The sequence below is a fragment of the Pseudomonas sp. HMWF006 genome (assembly GCF_003061205.1).
GTDB classification, from domain to species: Bacteria; Pseudomonadota; Gammaproteobacteria; order Pseudomonadales; family Pseudomonadaceae; genus Aquipseudomonas; species Aquipseudomonas monsensis.
In genome coordinates, this window is the sequence record NZ_QAIU01000550.1 from 1 (window position 1) to 4,954 (window position 4,954).

A 4,954-nucleotide genomic window follows, 5' to 3' on the forward strand; every position below is an offset into this window, starting at 1 on the left:
GCGGCTGCCCCTCGGCATTTTGCGCAAACTCCGGGGGCGGTGGTGGGGGCGGTGGACCGTAATGGTGAAACCAGGCAAAGGCCAGCAGGTGCGCCAGGACAATCGCCACGAACAGCACGCCAAACAGGCGGCCGAACAACGTGTCGAAGCGCGCTCGCATCAGCCGATGTCCCTGGCGTCGAACAGGTAACCCTCACCGCGCACGGTTTTGATCAACTGCGGTGCTTTGGGATCGTCGCCGAGTTTCTGCCGCAGGCGCGACACCAGCAGATCAATGCTGCGGTCGAACGCTTCGATCGAACGACCCCGGGCGGCATCGAGCAATTGTTCGCGGCTCAGTACCCGGCGCGGGCGTTCGATAAACACCCAGAGCAGACGGAATTCGGCGTTGGACAGTGGCACCACGAGGCCGTCGTCGGCGATCAACTGGCGCAAGACGCTGTTCAGGCGCCAGTTGTCGAAGCGAATGTTGGCTCGCTGCTCGGTACGGTCGTCGCGCACCCGGCGCAGGATGGTCTGGATCCGTGCCACCAGCTCCCGTGGTTCGAACGGTTTGGCCATGTAGTCGTCGGCGCCCAGTTCCAGGCCGATGATACGGTCGGTGGGTTCGCAACGGGCGGTGAGCATCAGAATCGGGATGTCCGATTCGGCGCGCAGCCAGCGGCATAGCGACAAGCCGTCTTCGCCAGGCAGCATCAGATCGAGCACCACCACGTCGAAATGCTCGGCCAGCATCGCCTGACGCATGGCTGCGCCGTCGGTGACGCCGCTGGCGTGAATGTTGAAACGGGCCAGATAGTCGATCATCAACTCACGGATCGGCACGTCGTCGTCGACGATCAGGGCGCGGATGCTCCAGCGCTTGTCGTCTTTATGCTCATCCGTCATGGTGCTTTGGGTGTTGTGCATGGGGCTGTTCATCTGCCAGTAGGCCGCCAACCACAAAGATGGGCTGCGAGGTGGTGGTTTCAGCATAGGCGTCCTGCCGTGAGGCGGGAAGTGCTGATGTAAGGACGTGTTGCGGTTGGCGAGGCTAGCGTGGACGCTTGTTGGCGGCGTGTCGGTTGTGTATCGGGATCGACACAATAGCAGCGAGCGCTATGCTGATCACGGCCGGCGCGACGATTTACCGATCATCGGGTGCCGCGCCGCCGCCGGTTCCGCTACAATGCGCGCCGATTTCGACTTGCCTGAGAGCCCATCCATGTCCGCCTGCCAGACTCCTATCATCGTCGCCCTGGATTTCCCCACCCGTGACGCCGCACTGAAGCTGGCCGACCAGTTGGACCCGAAACTGTGCCGGGTCAAAGTGGGCAAGGAACTGTTCACCAGTTGCGCCGCGGAAATTGTCGGCACCCTGCGTGACAAAGGCTTCGAGGTGTTCCTCGACCTGAAATTCCACGACATTCCCAACACCACCGCAATGGCCGTGAAAGCCGCTGCCGAGATGGGCGTGTGGATGGTCAACGTGCATTGCTCCGGTGGCCTGCGCATGATGGCGGCCTGCCGTGAAGAGCTGGACAAACGCAGCGGCCCGCAGCCATTGCTGATTGGCGTGACCGTGTTGACCAGCATGGAGCGCGAGGATCTGGCCGGTATCGGTCTGGACATCGAGCCCCAGGAGCAGGTGCTGCGTCTGGCGGCGCTGGCCGAGAAGGCCGGAATGGACGGTCTGGTGTGCTCGGCGCTGGAAGCCACGGCACTGAAAACCGCGCACCCGTCGCTGCAACTGGTGACCCCGGGGATTCGCCCGGCGGGCAGTTCGCAGGACGATCAGCGTCGCATTCTGACCCCGCGTCAGGCGCTGGATGCAGGTTCCGATTATCTGGTGATCGGCCGTCCGATCAGCCAGGCGGCGGATCCGGCCAAGGCACTGGCTTCGGTCGTGGCCGAAATCGCCTAGGCAAACACCGCAAAACCCCGTAGGCGTGAGCCTGCTCGCGATCACGGTGTATCAGTCAACATTGCCGTTGCTTGATACACCGCTATCGCGAGCAGGCTCACCCCCGCAATTGTCGGGTGGTGGCCTCAGACTTTCAGCACCAACTTGCCGAAGTTCTCCCCGCTGAACAATTTCATCAGCGTTTCCGGAAAGGTCTGCAGACCTTCGACGATGTCTTCCTTGCTCTTGAGCTGCCCCTTGGCCATCCAGCCGGCCATTTCCTGTGCAGCACTGGCGTATTGCGCCGCGTAGTCCATCACCACAAAGCCTTCCATCCGCGCACGGTTGACCAGCAGCGACAGGTAGTTGGCCGGGCCCTTGACCGCTTCTTTATTGTTGTACTGGCTGATGGCGCCACAGATCACCACCCGTGCCTTCAGGTTCAAACGGCTCAGCACCGCGTCGAGGATGTCACCGCCGACGTTATCGAAATACACGTCGACGCCTTTCGGGCATTCGCGTTTAAGCCCGGCGATCACGTCTTCGTTCTTGTAGTCGATGGCGCCGTCGAAGCCCAGTTCATCGACAAGGAATTTGCACTTGTCGGCGCCACCGGCAATGCCGACCACGCGGCAGCCTTTGATCTTGGCAATTTGTCCGGCAATGCTGCCCACCGCACCCGCGGCACCCGAGAGAACCACGGTGTCGCCCGCCTTCGGTGCGCCCACGTCGAGCAGGGCGAAGTAGGCGGTCATGCCGGTCATGCCCAGCGCGGACAGATACACCGGCAGCGGCGCCAGTTTCGGATCGACTTTATAGAAACCTCTGGGCTCGCCAAGGAAATAATCCTGCACACCAATGGCACCGTTGACGTAGTCCCCGACCGCAAAACCCGGATTGTTCGAGGCAATCACCTGGCCGACACCCAAGGCACGCATGACTTCACCGATGCCCACCGGTGGAATGTACGATTTGCCCTCGTTCATCCAGCCGCGCATGGCCGGGTCGAGGGACAGGTATTGGTTCTTGACCAGAATCTGGCCTTGCGCCGGGTCGCCGACCGGCACTTCCTGATAGGTGAAAGTCTCGCGGGTTGCGGCACCCACCGGGCGTTTGGCGAGCAGGAACTGGCGATTGGTCTGGGAAGTCATGGCAGGCACTCAAACGGAATGAAGCCTTGTTGATAGACCTTCAACGACGATGTCGCAAGGTTGGCTGCCGGGGCGAATGCTGGTCGATCCAGTGCAGTGATAGTCACCCGCACAGGTTTATCACTGTGACGCATGGGCACCTAAACAGCCGTTTGATAGTGCTGACGCCCGACAGCCCCCGGTGGCTATGCTGCAAGTCTGCACACCCTCTGCATCCAATCCCTTCGAGGACATAACAATGAGCATGACGTTTTCCGGTCAGGTTGCCGTGGTCACTGGCGCTGCCAACGGCATCGGCCGCGCGACCGCCCAGGCGTTCGCCGCCGAAGGTCTGAAAGTAGTGGTGGCCGATCTGGACACGGCGGGGGGCGAAGGCACCGTAGCGCTGATTCGTACAGCCGGTGGCGAAGCGACCTTCGTACGTTGCAACGTAACCGTTGAAAGCGAAGTGAAAAGTCTGATGGACGAGGTGATCAATACCTACGGTCGTCTTGACTACGCCTTCAACAATGCCGGTATCGAAATCGAGAAGGGCAAGCTGGCCGAGGGCTCGATGGACGAGTTCGACGCGATCATGGGCGTCAACGTCAAAGGCGTCTGGTTGTGCATGAAGTATCAGTTGCCGCTGTTGCTGGCTCAGGGCGGCGGCGCGATCGTCAACACGGCGTCGGTGGCCGGCCTCGGTGCGGCGCCGAAAATGAGCATCTACGCAGCCTCGAAACACGCGGTGATCGGCCTGACCAAGTCGGCGGCCATCGAATACGCGAAAAAGAAAATCCGCGTCAACGCAGTGTGCCCGGCGGTGATCGACACCGACATGTTCCGCCGCGCCTATGAGGCGGATCCGAAGAAAGGCGAATTCGCCAACGCCATGCATCCGGTCGGCCGTATCGGCAAGGTCGAAGAAATCGCCAGTGCCGTGCTTTATCTGTGCAGCGACGGTGCGGCGTTCACCACTGGGCATTCCCTGGCGGTGGACGGCGGCGTGACCGCGTTCTGAAACCGTCCTGCCAGAAAACAACCCGCCTGCGTGCGGGTTTTTTTATGGGCGCGGATCGGTTCCATTAAACCGCTAAACAATGTGTATCAAAGGGTTAGAACGGGGGCTTTTGGCGGCGTTGTCGCACAGCCTGTGCGTCGCGGCTGTGATTTACTGCGGGCAGCAAAACGGACAGGAGTTTGCTTGCTCATGGAATTGAGAATTGACCGACAGGCAATGGTGCCGGTGGTGCAGCAGATTGTGGATGGATTGACGGGATGGATCCTGCAAAATGACGTACCACCGACGACCCGACTTCCCTCCGTGCGGCAAATCGCCCGCGACAATCTGCTGAGCCAGTCGTGTGTCGTCGAGGCGTGCGAGCGGTTGGTCTCGCAGGGGGTTCTGAGTGCGCGTCAGGGCGCGGGGTTTATCGTCGCTGCAACGCCATCGCTGTTGAGTGTCGAGGATGAATCGGGCTTGCTGGAGAGCCAGCAGGCCAGGTGTGGTGCGGTGTGTGGCGGCCCCCGTGGCCTGAAGCTTGGAAGCGGTGGTTTGCCGCAAAGCTGGCGTGAGCCGGACGACCTCAGCTACGCGCTGCGTGAAGTGGCGCGCACCGACATGGCCAGCCTGTTCGACTACAGCTCGCCACTGGGCCTTCCGGCGCTGCGCGAGCAGATCGCCAGACGTCTCAAACTGTTCGATATCGAGGCGCGCAGCACCCAGCTGATGAGCACCAACGGCGCCAGTCATGCACTGGATCTGATCGTGCGCACATTGTTCAAGGCCGGTGACTGCGTGGTGGTCGAGACACCCGGCTATCCAGGGTTGTTCGACCTCCTGCGCTTGCATGGGCTGCGCATGCTCGAAGTGCGTCGCACGCCGAGCGGGCCGGATGTCGAGGCGCTCGAGGCGTTGCTGCGCCAGTATCGGCCCCGCGCC

Annotated in this window: 5 protein-coding genes and 1 pseudogene; 3 read left to right on the plus strand and 3 right to left on the minus strand. The window is 61.6% G+C overall.

What is annotated here, in order from left to right:
- Positions 1–160, minus strand: a pseudogene (locus DBR24_RS33610) (two-component sensor histidine kinase); the annotation flags it as partial.
- Positions 160–921 (minus strand): response regulator, encoded by a 762-nt coding sequence (locus DBR24_RS24725; protein ID WP_371921351.1) that lies wholly within the window; start codon positions 919–921, stop codon positions 160–162. The pseudogene DBR24_RS33610 and the gene DBR24_RS24725, both read right to left, overlap by 1 nt.
- Positions 922–1,204: 283 nt before the next feature.
- Here DBR24_RS24725 and pyrF point away from each other — a divergent pair, with 283 nt between their 5' ends.
- Positions 1,205–1,903, plus strand: coding sequence for an orotidine-5'-phosphate decarboxylase (gene pyrF, locus DBR24_RS24730; RefSeq protein WP_177490680.1), 699 nt, complete (start codon positions 1,205–1,207; stop codon positions 1,901–1,903).
- 125 nt (positions 1,904–2,028) lie between these two features.
- Here the strand turns inward: pyrF and DBR24_RS24735 are convergent, their stop codons facing one another.
- Positions 2,029–3,033, minus strand: coding sequence for an NADP-dependent oxidoreductase (locus tag DBR24_RS24735; protein ID WP_128616049.1), 1,005 nt, complete (start codon positions 3,031–3,033; stop codon positions 2,029–2,031).
- Between the two features lie 238 nt (positions 3,034–3,271).
- Between DBR24_RS24735 and DBR24_RS24740 the strand changes: the two genes are divergently transcribed.
- Both DBR24_RS24740 and DBR24_RS33615 read left to right on the plus strand, forming a co-directional pair.
- Positions 3,272–4,033, plus strand: a complete 762-nt coding sequence (locus tag DBR24_RS24740) for an SDR family oxidoreductase (RefSeq protein ID WP_123466861.1) — start codon at positions 3,272–3,274, stop codon at positions 4,031–4,033.
- Positions 4,034–4,222: 189 nt separating this feature from the next.
- On the plus strand, positions 4,223–4,954 hold a 732-nt coding region (locus DBR24_RS33615; protein WP_256591805.1), incomplete at its 3' end, for a PLP-dependent aminotransferase family protein.